This window comes from Streptomyces sp. NBC_00663 (assembly GCF_036226885.1).
Taxonomy (GTDB): domain Bacteria; phylum Actinomycetota; class Actinomycetes; order Streptomycetales; family Streptomycetaceae; genus Streptomyces.
On sequence record NZ_CP109027.1, the window covers coordinates 3,330,311 to 3,345,696 of the forward strand.

At 71.7% G+C, this 15,386-nt stretch carries 13 protein-coding genes; 2 read left to right on the plus strand and 11 right to left on the minus strand.

Going from position 1 to position 15,386, the window contains the following annotated elements:
• Nucleotides 1–28 precede the first annotated feature (28 nt).
• The 11 genes from OG866_RS14935 to OG866_RS14985 form a co-directional block, all read right to left on the minus strand.
• Nucleotides 29–784 carry a spherulation-specific family 4 protein gene (locus OG866_RS14935; protein ID WP_329334979.1) on the minus strand — a complete coding sequence of 252 codons (756 nt, stop codon included), beginning with the start codon at nt 782–784 and terminating at the stop codon, nt 29–31.
• Nucleotides 772–1,734 carry an NAD-dependent epimerase/dehydratase family protein gene (locus OG866_RS14940; RefSeq protein WP_329334980.1) on the minus strand — a complete coding sequence of 321 codons (963 nt, stop codon included), beginning with the start codon at nt 1,732–1,734 and terminating at the stop codon, nt 772–774. The genes OG866_RS14935 and OG866_RS14940 overlap by 13 nt, the downstream gene beginning before the upstream one ends.
• A gap of 445 nt (nt 1,735–2,179) precedes the next feature.
• Entirely contained in the window at nt 2,180–3,538 is a 1,359-nt protein-coding gene (locus OG866_RS14945) for a hypothetical protein (protein ID WP_329334982.1), read from the minus strand.
• Complete coding sequence (locus OG866_RS14950; RefSeq protein WP_329334983.1) at nt 3,535–5,229, minus strand: DUF3492 domain-containing protein; 1,695 nt, start codon at nt 5,227–5,229, stop codon at nt 3,535–3,537. Before OG866_RS14950 ends, OG866_RS14945 begins: the two co-directional genes overlap by 4 nt.
• A gap of 190 nt (nt 5,230–5,419) precedes the next feature.
• Nucleotides 5,420–7,054, minus strand: a complete 1,635-nt coding sequence (locus tag OG866_RS14955; protein ID WP_329334985.1) for an ABC transporter ATP-binding protein — start codon at nt 7,052–7,054, stop codon at nt 5,420–5,422.
• Nucleotides 7,051–8,040, minus strand: coding sequence for an ABC transporter permease (locus tag OG866_RS14960; protein WP_329334987.1), 990 nt, complete (start codon nt 8,038–8,040; stop codon nt 7,051–7,053). The genes OG866_RS14955 and OG866_RS14960 overlap by 4 nt, the downstream gene beginning before the upstream one ends.
• Nucleotides 8,037–9,023 carry an ABC transporter permease gene (locus tag OG866_RS14965; RefSeq protein ID WP_329334989.1) on the minus strand — a complete coding sequence of 329 codons (987 nt, stop codon included), beginning with the start codon at nt 9,021–9,023 and terminating at the stop codon, nt 8,037–8,039. Before OG866_RS14965 ends, OG866_RS14960 begins: the two co-directional genes overlap by 4 nt.
• A 4-nt stretch (nt 9,024–9,027) precedes the next feature.
• A complete protein-coding gene (locus OG866_RS14970; protein ID WP_329334991.1) occupies nt 9,028–10,746 on the minus strand; it encodes an ABC transporter substrate-binding protein in 1,719 nt (572 codons plus the stop codon).
• A gap of 175 nt (nt 10,747–10,921) precedes the next feature.
• Complete coding sequence (locus OG866_RS14975; RefSeq protein WP_329334993.1) at nt 10,922–11,014, minus strand: Ms4533A family Cys-rich leader peptide; 93 nt, start codon at nt 11,012–11,014, stop codon at nt 10,922–10,924.
• Between the two features lie 57 nt (nt 11,015–11,071).
• Nucleotides 11,072–12,829, minus strand: coding sequence for a DUF3152 domain-containing protein (locus OG866_RS14980; protein WP_329334995.1), 1,758 nt, complete (start codon nt 12,827–12,829; stop codon nt 11,072–11,074).
• Nucleotides 12,830–12,837: 8 nt separating this feature from the next.
• Nucleotides 12,838–13,956, minus strand: coding sequence for an alpha/beta fold hydrolase (locus tag OG866_RS14985; protein WP_329334996.1), 1,119 nt, complete (start codon nt 13,954–13,956; stop codon nt 12,838–12,840).
• Between the two features lie 214 nt (nt 13,957–14,170).
• Here OG866_RS14985 and OG866_RS14990 point away from each other — a divergent pair, with 214 nt between their 5' ends.
• Nucleotides 14,171–14,386: a hypothetical protein gene (locus OG866_RS14990; protein ID WP_329334997.1), complete on the plus strand. Its 216-nt coding sequence runs from the start codon at nt 14,171–14,173 to the stop codon at nt 14,384–14,386.
• Between the two features lie 212 nt (nt 14,387–14,598).
• A complete protein-coding gene (locus OG866_RS14995) occupies nt 14,599–15,240 on the plus strand; it encodes a TetR/AcrR family transcriptional regulator (protein WP_329334999.1) in 642 nt (213 codons plus the stop codon).
• Nucleotides 15,241–15,386 lie beyond the last annotated feature (146 nt).

Consider the following 15,386-nt stretch of genomic DNA (forward strand, 5'->3'; position numbering starts at 1 on the left):
TCTCCCCGTAACACTGCCATGGCCTTTTTCATTCCGAGACACCCGTCCCGACCCGCGAGACGATTTCGTCCCAGTAGCCGGGCATCGTCTCCCAGGGGTCGGTCCGGCCGCCGCGGTCCGTGCGGTCGGTGAAGTAGAGGGTGGCCGCTCCCTGCCAGCGGGCGATGCGCAGGGCCTCGTCGAGATGCGGCGCCGGCACGCCGTGGACGAAGTGGCAGAAGCGGTCGGGCGGATAGTCGGCGGTCCACTCGGCCACCTGCGACCAGCGGTAGTCGCTCCACGGGCCGGAGAAGGTGACCAGCTGGTCCGCGCTCTCGACATAGCCGGGACAGGGGTGAGTGCCGTGGCCGAGGACGACATGGGTGTCCTTGTCGGCTATCGCGCGGAGCGTGGTGACCGTGCGGCGGATCTCGGGGAGCGAGGTGCGTTCGGTCGGGCAGCGGTCGAGGAGGAAGCCGTCGACCTTGTACCAGTCGATGTAACGGTGCGCGTCGGAGACCATCTCCCCGAACGACCGTGCCCCGTACGTGGCGTCGACATGGCCGAGGACGCGAATGCCCGCGTTGCGCAGTCGCCCGGCCGCCGCCAGACAGTGCGGGTCGGGGCGGCTGCCCGGGCCGTCGGCGACATTGAGGACGACCCAGTGCAGGGGCGCGGAGCGGGGCCGGGTCAGTTCGGCCCACTCGGCGGGGGCGACGAGGGGGTGGGCGAAACCCGGGATGCCGAGACCGGTGTGCAGACCGGTGCCCTGTTTCGTGCTGTTGGTGCTGGTCAGATGCGGCATGCCGCCTCCATCCAGATGTCTGCGAGGGACTCTTCGAGGTTGATACGGGGGCGCCAGCCGAGGCGGTCGCGGGCGGTACGCACGTCGGCCTGCTGCCAGCTGCCGCAGCCGTCCGGGTACGGGTAGGCGACCGGAGCCGCGTGGTCCGGGTCGGGGCGCGGATGGCCGATGGTGGGGCGCAGCGGCGGGCCGGGCGGGCCGTCGAGTTCGTGGAGGGCGCCGCCGTAGCCGGCCACGCGCGCGAGGATCGCGGCGGCGTCCCGGAGGCGGACGGCGCGGCCGGAGCCGATGTTGATGACGCCCTGCGCGGCGGACAGGCTCGCGGCGTGCACGGCGCGGGCGACGTCGCGTACGTCGATGAAGTCCCGCTGGGCGCCGAGGCCGCCGAGCTTCAGCTCGCCGTCGCCGGACTGCATGGCGCGGCGCATCGCCTCCGCGAGCCGGCCGAGCGGGGAGCCGGCGGGGGTGCCCGGGCCCGCGGGTGAGAAGACCCGCAGGACCACGGCGTCCAGGCCGGAGCCGAGGACGAGTTCGGTGGCGGCGAGTTTGCTGACGCCGTAGGGGCCGCCGGGGCGCGGGACGGCGTCCTCCGCGGTGGAGCTGCCGGGCTGGCTGGGGCCGTACTCGGCGCCGCAGCCGATCTGGACGAGCCGCGCGCCGCAGCCGCTGCGGCGCAGCGCCTCGCAGACGGTGGCCACGGCGACCGTGTTGTGGCGGGTGAGTTCTCGGGCGCCGCCCCTGGTCGCGCCGGCGCAGTTGACCACGACGCCGGGGTGGACCGCGTCGAGGAAGCGGGTGAGCGCGCCGGGGCTGCCGGACGCGAGGTCGAAGCGGACGTCGGCGTCGTCGCCGCGGCCCAGTGCGGTGAGCTGGACGGCCGGGTCGGCGAGGAGGCGGTCGGCCACGAAGCGGCCGAGGTAGCCGTTGGCTCCGATCAGCAGGACCCTCATCGTGCTGCTCCCGGGGCCTCGTGGTCGGGTCGGGAGGTGATCATCTGGTGCTCTCCTTCAGCAGGGTGTGCCTCCGGGCTCCGGCGGTGGGCGGGGATGCCTGCGGCGGCCTGTGCGGGGTGGGTGGGAGTGCGGGGGGGGTGGAAGTGCGGGGGGAGGGGTGCGGAGGGTGGGGGTGCGGGGTGGGGGTGCTCGGGTGCCAGTGGTGCGGTGCAGTGCCGCGCGCGTGTGCCCGGTGCGGTGCAGGCTCGCGTGGGTGCGTCGGGCGCGGTGCGGGTGCGTTGGGGGTCGGGGCCGCGCTGAGGGGTGTCCGTCCTCGGAACGGCGTGGAATCGGTCAGCTGAGAAGGTGCCCGTGTTGACGCGCCAACCGCTGCGGGCGGACACCCCCGGACACGTCCCCTTGCCGCCGTCGCGCGCTGCCCGTCCGCGCGAGCTCGCCTGGCTCAGCACTGCGCGTCCGTGGGCGCGTGGGCCGAGGCCCGTGTCAGCCTGCGGGTTGCGTGGAGGAGGAGGGTTGCCGCTCCGATGCCGCAGGCGAGCGTCGGGATCGCGCCGGTGCCCCAGGTGTTCACGAGGGATGTCACCGGGGTGCCCAGGGCGTCGCAGCCGGGGAGGCGGGACCCGAAGGTCGTGGCCAGGGCTGTTGCCTGTGCGGTGGCCGTGACCGTGAGGATCAGGGCGGGTGCGCGGGTGAAGCCGTGGGTGGTGAGGAGGCGGGAGAGGAAGAGGAGGGCGCCGAGGGTGAGCGTCTGGGCGTACGGGGCCGGTTCGTCCAGGGCTGCTGCTGTTACGGCAAGAAGGGCCGTCAGCGTGGACAGGTAGAGGGCGAACGCGCCCAGGAGGAGCGGGTGTACGGCTGCCGCGAAGTCCTCCAGGCCTCGGCTGACCGTCAGTTTGCGGCGGGCCCGCGTGGTGAGGAGGTGGGCGCTCCAGGCCGCGGGCGCCAGAGACAGGGCCAGGGCAAGCGCCGGGGCTCCTGACATGGGCCAGGGGGCGTTCGCGGCGCCGGTGGGGAGGGTGTCGGGGCCGCCGGTGATGGCTGAGTGGAGCAGGCCGTCGCCGAGCAGGGCGTAGGCGATCAGCCAGCAGGTGAGGGTGCAGGTTCGGGGGTGGGTGGGGTGGGTGGTGCGCAGGGGGCCTCTGGTCAGTGCCGCGCGGAGGGCCAGGGACACGGTGAGGGTGCCCACTGCTCCTGCGATCAGGCGGTTCTGGCCGTGCGTCAGGTGGATGCCGGTGAGGGTCGCCGCGCACAGGGCGCCCGGCAACAAGGTCAGCAGCGCCCAGTCGGCGCGGGCCCTGGGGATCTTGGGGGGCGCGGCCGGTGCGGGGGGTTCACCTTCTCGGGACGCGCGCGCGTACATCTCCTCGGCGAGGGAGAAGACGTCCCGGTGGCGGAAGCGGGTCGCGGTGCGGTCGGTGACGCCGTGTGCCTCCAGGCCCGCCGCGATCTCCAAGGGGTCGACGGCTCGTTCGCACAGCTCTCGATGGCGGTGCATCAAGGCCTTGACCGGGTCCGCGGCCGTTCGGCGTGGGGTGGAATTGGCCTTGGGCGTGGCCTTGGGTGTGGGGGTGGGGGTGGGTGTGGTGCGGTGGGGGGGCGCGGGGTAGTCCTCGTCCGCCGGGAGCGGATTGGAGGTGGGCGCCTCGCGGGAGGCATCGGTGGTGCGGGCCGCCTCGCGGGTGTCGGCGGTGACGGGCGCCGTGTGCTCCGTCTCCCCCGTCGTCCACTCCTGCGACCGCGCGTCCCACGCGCCGGGGCTGTCCGGGGTGCCTGGTCGGTCCAGTTCGCCCAGGTCGCTCATCGCGCTCCCTCCGTCGCGGGCAGCGGGGTGTTGGCGCGCACCGGAGGGCCTGCCGCCCAGCCGGGACCGCCGCGGGCCACTACGCGAGCGGCGGGGCCGGTCCAGCGGCCGGGCATGTGGGCCTCGGCGGGGACGGCGAACGGGCGGGGTTCTCCTGTGGTGTCGTCGAGGACGACCCGGCGGACCGGGTGGCGCGAGACGATCTCCAGGTAAATGCCGTGAAATGCCGTGATGTTCTGTTCGACGGTGAACAGCTCGAGCGCCCGGGCGCGTGCGGCGGCACCCAGGCGCGCACGGCGCTCGGGGTCGCGCAGCAGCGCCACGCACGCCTCGGCGAGCGCCCGCGGATTGCGCGGGGGTACGACGAGTCCGGTGCCGCCGATCACCTCGACCACGGCGCCGACGTCGGTGGACACCGTCGCCCGGCCGCAGAACATGGCCTCGACCAGGCTGATCGGAAAGCCCTCGACGACGCTGGACAGCACGGTCACCGCGCCGGACGCGTACGCCTCGGCGGGGCTCGGGATGTCCGGGCCGCCGATCTCCTCGAAGGACACCGGGTTGTCGCCGACGGCGTGCCGACCGTGCGCCTCGTCGGGGAAGAGCTGGGCGGCGAGCGCCTTGCAGTGGCCGAGGTAGGCCGCGCCCTCGCTGCCCGCCGGGACGCCGATGATCCGCAGGCGGGTCTTCGGCTCCTCCTTGCGGACCTCCGCGAAGGCGTGGAGGAGGGAGATCAGGTCCTTCGTCGGTTCCACGCGCCCGACCCACGCAAGCGTGTCCGGGTCCGCGCACTCCGGGGAGTCGCCGACCTCCGCGAAGCGGGTGGCGTCCATGCCGGGGTAGACGGTGCGGATCTTGTCGCGGTCCGCGCCGCAGCGCTCCTGCCAGCGGCGGGCGTGTGCGTTGCCGGGGGTGACGAGGGCGGCCCGGGCGTAGACCTCCGCGGCGAGCCTGCCGTGGAAGGCGGCGAGCAGGGCGCGCACCGACGGAGAGGCCTCGGTGGCGGAGAGGTAGTGCGTGCGCAGCTGGACGCCGTACTCGGTCACCAGCAGCGGTACGCCGGAGAAGTGCCGGGCGAGCAGGCCGGGGAGCGCCGCGGGACCGCCGGAGGCGGCGTGGCAGAGGTCGACCGAGCCGAGACCCTCGTCCCCGTACCAGTCGAGGGACAGGGGGCGCAGGGCGCGCTCCAGGCGTGCGGCGACGGCGAGCAGATCGGGGACGCGTGCCTCGCGTGCCGCCCGGTGGGCGCCCGGCGTACGACAGGCACGCTCCAGGGTGCGTACGGCGGTCTCGGACCGGAGTGCGCCGGTCAGCCCGCCCTGATCGCGGGCGAGTTCGGCGAGGCCGTACAGCGCGCTGCCGAAACGGTCCGCCTCAGCGGTCGAAGGGCTCTCGGAGCGGCCCGCGCACAGGACGGCCGCCAGCTCGCCGTAGTGCTCGGCGAACTGGCGGCGCGCGCGGCGACCGAGGACGGCCCCGTCGTCCTCGGCGGTCCACAGGGGTGCCGTGCGTACGCGGCTGACCTGCGGCGGAAGCGTGATCCAGCCCTCGTCCTCCTGCCGCCGGCTGCGGCTGAGCGCGTAGATGTCGAACTCGTGTTGATCGAGCCCGCGCACGAGCCGGTCGCACCACAGCCTGGCGTCACCGCTCACATACGGATAGCCACCCTCCGTAAGCAGTCCGATGCGCACGAGTACACCCCCGATCTCCCGTATGGGGAGCCGCCGTTGACCCGGCGGCTCGCAGCGGGACGAACGTATGCGGACAAGGCGGTGGCGCGATGGACGGTTGTCCGTCGCGCCACCAAAAGGGGTGAACGGTCGTAACTTTCCCGTGCGGGTCGCGTTCGATCGCGCTAAGAGATCAAGCAGTTACGTTACGTCAGGCAAGGGCCAGTTCCCGACGTGCCGCTCTGCGCCGCGAGGCCTCTTCGGGGTCGAGTGCCGGTACGGCGGCCAGGAGCTGCTGGGTGTACGGGTGCTGGGGGTTGTCGTACACCTCGTCGGCCGGGCCGGACTCGACGATCCGGCCGCGCCGCATCACGGCTACGCGGTCGCTGACCTGTCGTACGACGGCCAGGTCGTGTGCGACGAAGACGAGCGCCAGACCGAGTTCGCGCTGCAACTCGCCGAGCAGGGCCACCACTTGGGCCTGCGTGGTGACGTCCAGCGCGGAGACGGGCTCGTCGCAGACGATGACGCGCGGGTCGGCGGCGAGCGCCCGGGCGATGCCCACGCGCTGGCGCTGTCCGCCGCTGAACTCATGCGGGTAGCGGTCGTAGTGCGCCCCTTCGAGCCCCACGCGCTCCAGCAGTTCTGTCACGCGCCCCCTGATGCGCTGCTCGTCGCGCTCGCCCCGCGCGCGGAGCGGGTCGGCTATGGACTCGCCCACGCTGCGGCGGGGGTTGAGGGAGGAGACGGGGTCCTGGAAGACCATCTGCACGGTGGGCCGCACGCCCACGCGCGCGTGTCCTTCGTGACGGACCTCGCCCGCCGTCGGCTCCAGCAGGCCGACCAGCATCCGGCCGAGGGTCGTCTTGCCGCTGCCGCTCTCCCCGACCACGCCGAGCGTCTCGCCCCTGCGGACGGTCAGCGAGACGTCGTCGACGGCCGTGAAGGCCTTCTTGCCGCGCCCGAACTCGCGCCGCAGGCCCGTCGCCTCCAGGACGACGTCGCCGGGCTCCCCGACAGCCGTCCGGGGCGCGTCCACGCGCGGGACCGCGGCGAGCAGGTCGCGCGTGTACGTCTCCCCCGGCTGCCCGAGCACCGTGCCTACCGGCCCGTGTTCGACGGCCCGGCCGTGCCGCATGACCAGCACCTCGTCGACGCTCTCCGCGGCGACACCCACGTCGTGGGTGACGAGCAGCAGCCCCATGCCGGTCTCCTCGCGCAGCGTGTGCAGCAGGTCGAGGATCTGGGCCTGGACGGTGACGTCGAGGGCGGTGGTCGGTTCGTCGGCGATCAGCAGGGCCGGTTCGCAGGCGAGCGCCATGGCGATCAGCGCGCGCTGGCGCATCCCCCCGCTGAACTCGTGCGGGCGGGACCGGGACCGGCGTGCCGCGTCCGGGATTCCCACCCGGTCCAGTACCTCGATCGCACGCGCGCGTGCGGCTCGTCGCGACACGCGCGTGTGCACGCGGTACACCTCGGCGATCTGGTCGCCGATCGCGTAGTACGGGTCGAGGGACGAGAGCGGGTCCTGGAAGACCATCGCGGCCCTGCCGCCACGCAGTCGCCGCAGCACCTCGTCGGACGCCCTTTCTACGTCGATTCCGGCGACCTCGATCGAGCCGCCGACCCGCGCGCCCGTTCCGCGGTGCAGCCCCAGCAGGGCGGCGGCGACGGTGGACTTGCCGGAGCCGGACTCGCCGACCAGGGCGAGGGCGCCCCCCGGTGCCAGCCGGAAGGAGAGCCCGTCGACGGCTCGCAGCGAGCCGAACTCGACGGTCAGGTCGGTGACATTGACCAGGCCGCTGCCCACATTGACCACGTCGTCGGTGACATTGACCGTACTCATGCAAGCACCACCCGTCGGTCGGCCACCGCGTACAGCACGTCCGCGACGGCGTTGGCCAGGACCACGAAGAAGCCGATGACCAGGACCATGCCGACCACGACCGGAAGGTCGATCACATTGACCGCGTGGACCAGTTCCTGTCCGATGCCGGGCAGGCCGAACAGCGTCTCGGTGAGCACCGCGCCACCGACCGCGCTGCCGAAGTTGTTGGCGTTGAGCGCGATGACGGGCGCGAACGCCCCGCGCAGCGCGTGCCGTCCGATGACGGACCGCTCGCCGACGCCGTACGCGCGGAACGTGCGGATGTGGTCCTCGGCGAGCGTCTCCAGCATCGACGCGCGGGTGAGGCGGGCGAACGCGGCGGCCTCGATGAGGGCGAGCGAGAGCCAGGGCAGCAGCAGGTTCCACGCCCACTGCTCGGGGTCGTCGGTGAGGTTCACATACTGCGGGAACGGCAGCAGTTGGAGCTGTCCGCAGACGACGATCATCAGGACCAGGCCGATGACGAAGACCGGCGTGGCCACGCCGGCGAGCGTGACGCCGGTCAGCAGCCGTTCGCTGAGCCGGCCGCGCCGCCAGGCGGACAGGACGCCGGTGCCGACGCCGAGGATCAGCCACAGCACCATCGCGCCGAACACCAGCGACAGGCTGACCGGCAGCTTGTTCAGGATGAGCTGGGTGACCTGCTGGTCGCTCTGGTACGACAGCCCGAGGCAGGGCGCCGAGCAGTGCTCCACGGACGTGCCGGTGGAGTAGTCCTGGCCGGCCACGAGCCCCACCAGGAAGTGCCAGTAGCGCACGTACAGGGGGTCGTCGAGCCGGAGCTGCTGGGCGACCTGGTGCACCTGTTCCGGCGAGCAGCGCGGACCGCAGGTGATCTGGGCGATGTTGCCGGGGGTGACGTAGAAGACGACGTAGACGATCACCGAGATGGCGAGCAGGGTGACGACGGCGCCGAGGACACGGCGCAGGAGAAAGCCGGTCATGCCTTGGCCTCCCTCTTGCGGCCGGTGCCGACGCGCAGCCGGGACGCCGCGCGGGGGTCCAGGGCGGTGCGTACGCCGTCGCCGAGGACGGTCAGGGCGAGGACGGTGACGAAGAGGGCGCCCGCGGGCAGCAGCAGATACTGCGGGGCGGCCTGGTACCAGACGTCGGCGGCGGTGAGCATCTGTCCCCAGGACGGCGTCGGCGGCTTCACGCCGACGCCGAGGAAGGACAGGGCGGCCTCGGCCGAGATGTTGGACGGCACCAGCAGTGCCGCGTAGGTGATGATCGGCGCGGCGATGCCGGGCAGCAGCTCGCGGCGGGCGATGTGCCAGGTGCCCCAGCCGCTGAGCCGGGCCGCGGCGACATGGTCGAGCTGTTTGAGCGTGAGGGTCTGGGCGCGCACGATCTTGGCGATGGTGCCCCACCCGATCAGCCCGATGACCAGGGCGACCAGCACGGGCCGCGGGAAGCTCGCCGGGACGATCGCGAGCAGCGCCAACGACATGATCATGAGGGGCATGGCGACGATGACGTCCGTGAACCTGCTCAACAGTTGATCAACCCATCGACTGCCGAGCGCGGCCGATACACCCACGACGACACCGATCAACACCTGGACGACCGTGGCGGCCAGCGCGACCCCCAGCGAGACCCGGGCCCCGTACACGAGCCGGGCGAACAGGTCGCGCCCGGTCTGCGGTTCGACGCCGAGCCAGTGGTCCCCGCCGATGCCGCCGAGCGACCCGACGGGCACACCGCCGCGCGCGGAGTCGACCAGGGAGGGGTGGTAGGTGGTGGGGTCCTGGCCCTCCATCGCGGTGAGCAGGGGCGCCGCGAGGGCGACCAGGACGAGCAGGGCGACGACGCCCGCCGCGACCATGGCGGCCCGCTGCGTCCGCAGCCGCCGCCAGAACTGACGAGCCCCCGAGGCCCCCGGGACGGCTGCCCCGGGGATCTCGACGGCGACAAGTGCCTCACTCATCGGGCTACTTGACCGCGACCTGCGAGATGTCCAGCACACCGGTCCAGTCGCTGATCACGACGTTCTTGATGTCCTTGCCGACCAACCGCTTGTAGACCGGGTGGAACAGCGGCACGGTCAGCGCCTGCTCACCGATCTTCTTGTCCAGTGCACCCCACCTCTTGGCGGCAGCGTCAAGATCGGTCAACTTGTTGATCGCGTCAATCTCGGCATTGACCGACTTGTCATTGAGCAGGCCCGAGTTGAAGTTCGCGCCGTCCTTGACGATCTGACGGCCGTCGAAGATCGGGGCGAGGAAGGGACCGCCGGAGGGCCAGTCGGCACCCCACGCGGAGAGGAAGAAGCCCGGCTCGGTCTTCACGCTGTGGACCGTGTCCGAGTAGTTGTTGTCCTCCAGGCCCTGGAGCTTGACCGTGATGCCGGCCTTCTTGAGCGCGTCCTGGACGGCGGTCGCGATCTCGGGGCTGGTCTTGAAGTTCTGGGCGTTGTCGTGGGTCAGCGTGACGGTGAGCCCGTTCGGGTAACCGGCCTCCTTCAGCAGCTCCTTGGCCTTGGCCGCGTTGCCGGAGTCGCCCGCCGGGAACAGGTCGTACGGCTCGTACCCGAAGGATTTCTGGTTCGGCAGGAAGGTGGTGGCGGCCTCGGCCAGCGACGACCCACCGGCGGCGTTCACCACCGACGAACGGTCGATGGCGTACGAGATCGCCTGCCGCACCTTGACGTTGTTGAACGGCTTGACCGTGGGGTTGAACGCTATGTAGTTCGTGTAGCCGAAGTGCCCGGTGCCGACCCGCGCGGCGAGTTCCTTGTCGCCGGTCACCTTGGCGAGCTCGGCGGGGCCGAGGTTGGTGTCCGTGGTGACCGCCGTCGAGTCCGCCCCCTGGGACGCGGACAGCCGCTGGTTGATCACCGAGGAGTCGAGCCCGGACTTGACGTCGATCTTGTCCGGGTACGCCTTGCGCTCGGCGTCCGTCGAGGCGGACCAGTACGTGTTGCGCTCCAGGAGGACGGTCTCACCGTCGTTCTCGTTCTTGACCACCTTGTAGGGGCCGGACGAGACCGGGTGCTCCTCGTACTTGGTGCCGGTGTCCTTGGCCTTCGGGACGGGCGCGAACTGCGTCTGCGTGGCCAGGAAGGGGAACTCGCCCTCGGGCTTGTTCAGATGGAAGACGATGGTCCGGTCGTCCGGCGTCTCGATCGCGTCGAGCCCGCCCTTGTCCTTGTACGGCCCCTGGTAGTCGGCCGCGCCGACCAGCCAGTCCCGCAGATAGGGCGCGCCGCCGGACAGCTCGGGCGCGAAGGAGCGCTCGATGCCGTACTTGATGTCGGCCGAGGTGATCGCGGTGCCGTCCTCGTACTTGAGCCCCGTCTTCAGGGTGTACGTCCACACGGTCGCGTCCTTGTTGGGGCGCCCGGTGTCGGTGGCGAGGTCGGGGACGACCTTCGCACCGGCGGCGCCGCTCTCGCGGTTGCGGGTGGTGAGGGTGCGGAAGACGAGGGAGGGCACGTTGCCGCCGCCCGAGGTGTACAGCCGGGCCGGGTCGAAGTCCGTCTGCGGCTCGGAGTTCAGGACCGTGAGGGTGCCGCCCTTGTGGGGCGTGGAGTCGCCACCGGAGCTCTTGGCATCGTTGTCCTCAGGGCCGCAGGCGGCGGCGCCCGCGGCCAGAACCAGGCTTACGGATGCCGCGGCCACGCGGCGCGCGATGACGGACGGTTGACGCATCGGAGACGACCTCTCGAAGAATGACGCTCTACATCTCGAATGACGAGACAGATTGACGAAGGGTGAGACGGAAGTGAACAGACGTCCACCCGGGCGTCAGGTCGTCGAAAAACCGCGAGCGACGGCTCACGGAAGGAAGAAAAAAGATCGCGACGCGAACGCCAGAGGGCGGACGTCAGCGACAGTGAATGTCGGCCACGCACAACGCGGTCACGCCGATGAGCGCCAGCTCAATGGCGGCGCGAACGGAGGCGTGACGGGACGACATGCGCAGAAAATTAGTACGACTTTTCTGCGCATGTCAACGTGACCTGTGAGGCACCCGTCAACTCCCGGGATACGGCCAGGGGTTGGGCAGACAGTGGATCCCGTTGTGGTCCAGGAACTTGGTCTGCTGCTGCATGACCGGGGCGAGTTCGCCGTCCTTGTCGCAGGTCACGTGGTGGTTGCCGAGCCGGTGGCCGACCTCGTGATTGATCAGCATCTGCCGATAGGCGTGAATCTGGTCGCCGTAGGTCTTGGACCCCTGAGCCCATCTGAACGCGTTGATCATCACGCGCTCGGTGGCGGCCGAATCGCAGGACACGTTGTCCACGGTCGTGTCCAGACCGGACTTCGCGCACCACTCGGCCGTGGTGCCCGGGCTGGCGAGGGTGATCACGAAGTCGGGCTTGCCGGAGTAGATGCGCTCGAAGGTGCGGGCGCCGTTGTGGGCCCAGCTCCGGTCGTCGTTGAGCGTCTTCTGCACCGCGTCGGCGAACAGCTCCGCGTCGAGCCCGATCCCCTGCTCGACATCTACGCGGTAGGTGTACTTCTGCCCGCTGCCGGGCGCCTTGGCGACGCTCTTCACCGCGTCGAACTTCCCCGACCCTTTCAGCCCGGCGGCCAGCGCGTACTTCTTGTCCATCTTCTGCTCGTACGTCAGCGTCGCCACGCCGGGCGACGACGACGGCGTCGGCCGCCCGTCCCCGCGCGAGGCGGAGTCGCGGGCGTCCCGCGCCTGGTCGGTGGCCGACTGCGACTGTACGGGCGAGTCGTCCTGCCGGTCGGCGACCTGACCGGCGACGACGACGGCGAGCACGGTGGTGACGGCCGCGGCCGCGATCCCGGTGAACGTCCGCCCCTTGCCGCCCTTGCCGCGCACGGGCTCGCCGGTGGGCGCGTCGTCGCTGCGCGGCTCCGGGGTGGTCTGCCGGTCGCCGACGGAGGCGTACGGGTCGGCGGCCACGGACGCGTGGGCCGTACGGCGCGAGGACGCGGGGCCCTGACCGGTACGCGACGCGAACGGATCGACGTCCTGGTCCCCGAAGGCATCGAGATAGTCCTGCCGAGGCCCGCCCGCGCGCCCCTGCCGGGGACCATCGGGAGGCGCCTGCCGCTGCCGGGGCAGGGCGACACCGGGCTGCCCTGAGGCCACTCCGCGCGCCCCCAACTCACCCCACGCACCCCCGCGTTCACGCTGCTCGGGATGACCGCCCCGCGCCTGAGGGGTGCCGTGCGCGGGAGTGCCGTCGGGAAACCGGGGCACACCGCGCGCGGGGGTACCGTCGGGAAACCGGGGCACACCGCGCGCGGGGGTACCGTCCGGAAGCCGCGGAACCCCACGCGCGGGCGTCCCGTCGCCAAAGCGCGGCACACCATGAGCCGGCGTCCCCTCGGCAAACCTCGGCACACCGCGCGCGGGCGTCCCATCCGGAAGCCGCGGAACCCCACGAGCAGGCGTCCCGTCCGGAAGCCGAGCCCCCTGCGGAACCCGGTACACCGGATCCCCGTACACCGAAGGCGCACCCACCACCGGACCGTCCGCCACAGGCCCACCCGGCCGCGGCCCAGCGCCCTGCTGCCGCCCCGGGCCCTGCGGCCGGCCGGAGCCCTGCTGTCGACCCGCGCCCGGCTGCCCCGCGGGACCTCGCTGCGCCGACGCGCCCTGTCCCGGTCCCTGGAGCTGCCCCTCTCCCTGCCCCTGTCCCTGTCGCTGTCCTTGCGACCCCGGGGAACCCTCGTCCCCCCGGCCGCCTCGCCCTGCGGCTATGTCCGCGGAGTCGCCCTTGGGGGCGGGTCCGCGGCGGCTGTGGCGTCCCACGTCGCGCCTCAGCCCCCCGTACCGGAGGACTCGACCATGTCACCGAAGCCGCCGTCCCCGGAGCGGTCACCCGCGCGCGCGGAGTCGACGTCACCGCCGGACACAGCCCCCGAAGCCAACGCCTCCCCGGCGCCACCCCCGATGACGCCACCAGCGCCCACGCCCACCTCCAAGTCACCCTGGCCCGCGAGGAGTTCGGTGAACGCCCGGGCCACCGTATCCGGATACTCCATCATCGCCACGTGCCCCGCGTCGGGCAGGCTGAGCAGTCGGGAGTCGCGGAACGCGCGGGCCGCCTTGCGGGCCATGCGGTAGCCGACGAGCTGGTCGCGGCCGCCGTAGACGAGGAGCGTGGGCGCGAGGACGCGCTCGGCCTGGCGCCACAGCGCGTGCTGCCCGCCCAGCGTGTACGCGTTCACGATGCCGCGCGCGGAACGCGTCATCGCGTCCCAGAAGTACGGCAGTTGCTGCCGCCGCTCCATCTCCTCGACGGCGTGCCGGAACCCTTCCGGCGTCACGCGCGCGGGATCGCCGTAGCAGAGCGCCATGACCCCGCGGACCCGCTGCTCGGCCGTCCAGTCGCGGCTGAGGCGAGTGAAGAGTGCCGTCACCCCGGGTACCGCCAGCAGTGCCGTGGGCACCGCGCTGCGCTGCACGCGGATCTCCGGGAGCGCCGGTGAGACGAGGGTGAGCGTGCGGACGAGGTCGGGGCGCACCGCGGCGACCCGGGTGGAGACCGCGCCGCCGAGGGAGTTGCCGAACAGGTGCACCGGCCCGCGCCCGGAGGCGTCGAGATAGCGGATCACCGCACGCGCGTGTGCGCTGATCGAGTAGTCGCCGTCGTCCGGTGGCGGCGAGTCCCCGAAGCCGGGCAGATCGACGGCCTCACCGTCGACCACCGCTTCGAGCTCCTGCATCAGCGCCGACCAGTTCTGGGAGGAACCGCCGAGGCCATGGACGTAGAGCGCGGCCGGCAGCCCCTCACGCGCGGGCGGCCTCGACCGCACCGTCAGCGTGATCCCCGGCAGCCCGACCGAGCGCAGCCGCTCACCTTCCGCGACCCTGACGGCCGCCACCTTCGGGAGCACATTGGTGGCCGGCACGAACGGCACGTCGGTCGAAGACATGCGGCAATGTTACGAGACGATCACGCACTGGTTCATGTGTTCGCCGTCACAGGCTGCACTCAGCTCCCAGCCCTCGTTTCCCAGCCCTCGTTCCGCCCCCATCGCGCGACCCGGATGGCATAGCGCCAAAATCGTGTGTCTCCTAGGCTCGTACGCAGGGCACCCGCATGTGGCCCCCTGCTTCCCCAGGGACGTTCTAGGAAGGGAGCCCCCCATGGCCCACGACCCCAGCGACCCCGACACCTTCGAGGACGGCGACCGCGCCGAGCTCGACGTCGAAGCCCCCGAGAACGACGCCGCCGAACAGCAGAGGGACGTCACCGCGGACCGTGACGACCCGCTGACGGCCGTCGACCCCGCCCGGGCGAACGAGGCCGACCTCATCGAACAGGCCCGCGTCGTCCGGACCGACGAGGACGACTACCGCTGACGCGCCACCGCACGACGGTGAGCGGGAAGAGGTGCGGAGAGGTGCGGAGAGCTGCGCCCACTGCCCGCTCGATCCCTCTTTGAAACCTTTGTGTATCTTTCGCCATCGTCCGGTACGTGAAATTCTGCGCTCGCACCGCGCACACCACGGTTACCGAAAAGTACGATGGCGGCGCGGCGCACACCGCAAGTGGACGACTTTTGGGAGGCGGCGTGACAGCCATCGAGCAGACAGAGGCGGCGCGCCCGCGAGGCACGCGCCTGCCGCGCCGTGCCCGACGGAACCAGCTGCTGGGCGCCGCCCAGGAAGTCTTCGTGGCGCAGGGCTACCACTCGGCCGCGATGGACGACATCGCCGAGCGCGCCGGCGTCAGCAAGCCGGTGCTCTACCAGCACTTCCCGGGCAAGCTCGACCTCTATCTCGCGCTGCTGGACCAGCACTGCGAGTCGCTGATCGGCTCCGTACGGCAGGCACTCGCCTCGACGACCGACAACAAGCAGCGCGTGCGGGCGACCATGGACGCCTACTTCGCGTACGTCGAGGACGACGGCGGCGCCTTCCGGCTGGTCTTCGAGTCGGACCTGACGAACGAGCCCGCGGTGCGTGAGCGCGTCGACAAGGTCACGAACGAGTGCGCCGAGGCGATCTGCGACGTCATCGCGGAGGACACCGGTCTGTCGCGGGCCGAGTCCATGCTGCTGGCCTCCGGGCTCGGCGGTCTCGCGCAGGTCGTGGCCCGTTCCTGGCTGCACAGTGACCGCAGCGTCCCGCGCGACCAGGCGGTCCAGCTGCTGACGTCGCTCGCCTGGCGAGGCATCGCCGGTTTCCCGCTGCACGGTATCGATCACCACTGACCGCTCGCGTGCGGGGACATTTGTTCCCGTCCGCTGTTCGCTCCTGGCGTTCTTGCGCGGAGCGTGTACGTCCCCTCACCGGGCTAATGTGTGCGGGGTACGGCGCGGAAGACGCGCACTTCACTGACCGTCGGAGGGACATAGCC